The sequence below is a fragment of the Sphingobacterium sp. T2 genome (assembly GCF_000814685.1).
Classification (GTDB): domain Bacteria; phylum Bacteroidota; class Bacteroidia; order Sphingobacteriales; family Sphingobacteriaceae; genus Sphingobacterium; species Sphingobacterium thermophilum.
In genome coordinates, this window is record NZ_JXAC01000122.1 from 1 (window position 1) to 2679 (window position 2679).

A 2679-nucleotide genomic window follows, 5' to 3' on the forward strand; every position below is an offset into this window, starting at 1 on the left:
GCCGAMAAGACCTGTTGCTCCTAGAATTAAAGCCGTATATATTTGTATCTTGACATAGCTATCCAAATACAAAAATACGTAAATAATATTTTTAGATTGTGGAAAAACTAAATACTTTACAGGAAGATGTAAATTAGTTTAGCTTAAATTTGGCTATTAGGTTGAAACGAGGAATTTTCACCCTGAATTCTTGCCCGTCAAGCTGTCGAACCATAGTATAATAGCCTTGCATGTAGCCCATTTCTGTCTTAAGGTTGCATCCCGAAACATACTGATGCGATTCTCCAGGGGCGAGGATAGGTTGTTGACCTACAACGCCTTCACCTTCCACACATTTGTATTCTCCCAAGGAATCGAAAATATCCCAATGTCTGCTTAAAAGTTGTATGGTATAATCCGAATCGTTTTTTATCGTAATACGATAAGCAAACATATAATGCATATTAGCAGGATTGGAATATTCGGCTTGATATTCACATTCTACCCAAACGGTTATGCCACAATTAGTTTCTTTTATCATATGTCCTAATCAAAATTAAGAACAAAACGTTAATAATCATAATGGACAAGCATCTGAATATGAAAAAATTATATTATTTTTAATATAAGGCATCGAAAAACACCTAACCTTATAAAGGATTATGAAAAGAACAAGTATACTTATTATTCTCGGGCTTACTATGGGAAGCCTTCTTTCCTGTTCGGGAGGAAGTAAGGAGACCAAAGCTGAGGATTCGGAACCTAGTATTATAGATAAAGTATCCGAAACAGCAGGAGTAAAAAATCTATCTTCCTTGGAAGACAAAGTAAAGGATATGGAGAAGGTGATTAAGGAGCTGAAATCTCAAACTCCGGTATCCAATGAAGTGTTGAAAGCGGTACTGCCGGAAAGTTTAGCAGGCATGAAGAGGAAGGAATTTGCTGTCGGAGATGCTTCGGTTTTGAAGATTAAATCGGCCAAAGCCAAATATGAAGATGTCGATGAAAGGAAGAAGCTGAAGTTAGAAATATTAGATGGCGCGGGAGAGACGGCAAGCGCTATGTTTTCTATGGTGTTTATGGCTTTGAAAATGGATCGTGAAAAGGAAACCGACACGGGCTTTGAAAAAGTGGTGGACTTCAAGGACGGAAGAGCTGTAATCAAGCAAAAGAAAGATGATAATAACGTAGAATCCGAAATAGAATGGCTTTTTAAAGACCGATTTATCATCAAATTGGAAGGTGATGGTTTTACCTATGAAGAATTGATGGGTATAGCCAACAATTTAAACCTTTCAAATCTTGGTAATAATAGATAAAAATAATAAAGGACTTTGCTTTTGCAAAGTCCTTTATTTTAGGGCTGATTAAGCATTATTCAATGCTTCTCTTATTTTAGGAGCTATTTTTGTTCCATATATTTCTATGGATTTCATCATATCCTTATGGGCAGGACTTCCTACATCCATATGGGCGGCAAAACGTGTCAGACCGAAAGTTTCTTTGATTTTCAGGATTTTATCTACCATTTCTTCAGGGGCACCCACGATTAGGTGTCCTAAGGAAGAGCGCCCAAAGTCGTATTGCGTACGTTGATAAGGAGGCCAGCCTCGGGAAGCACCTATTCTGTTCATCTGTGCAGCATAAATAGGATAATAACTATCGGCTATGCTTTGGCTGTCATCACCGAAGAAGGAATGCATATGAACACCTACCTGAAATTTGCTTATATCATGTCCGTAATCTTCATACGCTTGGCGGTACACTTCGAAAAGAGGTTTGAACTGTTCCCATGCTCCACCGATGATGGCAAACATCACGGGAAGACCTAATCTGCCGGCACGTATTACCGAAGAGGTGGTTCCCCCCACGGCTATCCATATTGGTAGGCCGTTTTCAGTAGCTCGAGGAAATATTTCCTGATTTATCAGCGACTTTCTGAACTTTCCGGTCCAGTTGATTACGGGATTGCTACGCAGCTTCAGTAACAAGTCCAGTTTCTCCTCAAAAAGTTCTGAATAGTCCTTTAAATCGTATCCAAAAACAAGGAAAGAATTCTATAAAGGAACCTCTACCGGCCATAATTTCGGTACGACCACCAGATATCAAATCTACCGTAGCGAAGTCTTTATACAGCTTTACAGGATCTGCAGAGCTTATTACCGATACGGCCGATCCCAGTTTTATGTTTTTTGTTACGGTGGCTGCTGCTGCCAACACTATCTCAGGAGAGGCTACGGCATAATCTGCGCGATGATGCTCTCCTATGCCGAAGAAGTCCAAACCCACTTCATCCATGAGTTTGATTTCTTCAATGATTTCCTGTAATCTTTGTTGAGCAGGTTGGATTTTTCCGGTTGTAGGATCAACCCTCAAATCTCCAAACATGCTTATTCCTAATTCAAACATAATCTTGTTTTCCTTTCTGTAACAAAGTTAAAGCCCTGAAGTTCGTTAATTATTAATATAGATTAAGAAAAAAGTATACTTCTTAGAAAAAAGAAAAGCCTTAGCACGAAAATGCTAAAGGCTAAAAAATAATCATGGAATATAGAAAAACTTACTTGACGCTTAGTTCTTCCAGTTTTTTGTGCAGCTCTTCGTCCGCGTAATGTTTTCGGCTATAATTTTACCCGAAGGGATTCTAGTGAGAATTCGTGAGGACTGCGGTCACCCATATAGAAGCCGCGGCTTCGTTGC

General features: G+C 39.1%; 4 protein-coding genes. 1 reads left to right on the forward strand and 3 read right to left on the reverse strand.

Annotation, left to right across the window (positions count from 1 at the left end; genetic code table 11):
• Positions 1–133 precede the first annotated feature (133 nt).
• Positions 134–520, reverse strand: a complete 387-nt coding sequence (apaG, locus tag SD31_RS08740) for a Co2+/Mg2+ efflux protein ApaG (protein ID WP_039053841.1) — start codon at positions 518–520, stop codon at positions 134–136.
• A 121-nt stretch (positions 521–641) separates the two neighbouring features.
• Here apaG and SD31_RS08745 point away from each other — a divergent pair, with 121 nt between their 5' ends.
• Positions 642–1298, forward strand: coding sequence for a hypothetical protein (locus tag SD31_RS08745; RefSeq protein WP_156138285.1), 657 nt, complete (start codon positions 642–644; stop codon positions 1296–1298).
• A 48-nt stretch (positions 1299–1346) separates the two neighbouring features.
• On the opposite strand, the gene SD31_RS20875 is transcribed toward SD31_RS08745, so the two are convergent.
• A complete protein-coding gene (locus SD31_RS20875; protein WP_316929828.1) occupies positions 1347–1970 on the reverse strand; it encodes an LLM class flavin-dependent oxidoreductase in 624 nt (207 codons plus the stop codon).
• Between the two features lie 13 nt (positions 1971–1983).
• Positions 1984–2388 carry an LLM class flavin-dependent oxidoreductase gene (locus SD31_RS20880; RefSeq protein WP_316929829.1) on the reverse strand — a complete coding sequence of 135 codons (405 nt, stop codon included), beginning with the start codon at positions 2386–2388 and terminating at the stop codon, positions 1984–1986.
• Between the last annotated feature and the right edge of the window lie 291 nt (positions 2389–2679).

Coding starts and splice junctions, on each gene's coding strand:
- apaG (WP_039053841.1), bottom strand. CDS start 520: ATGATAAAAGAAACTAATTGTGGCATAACCGTTTGGGTAGAATGTGAA.
- SD31_RS08745 (WP_156138285.1), top strand. CDS start 642: ATGAAAAGAACAAGTATACTTATTATTCTCGGGCTTACTATGGGAAGC.
- SD31_RS20880 (WP_316929829.1), bottom strand. CDS start 2,388: ATGTTTGAATTAGGAATAAGCATGTTTGGAGATTTGAGGGTTGATCCT.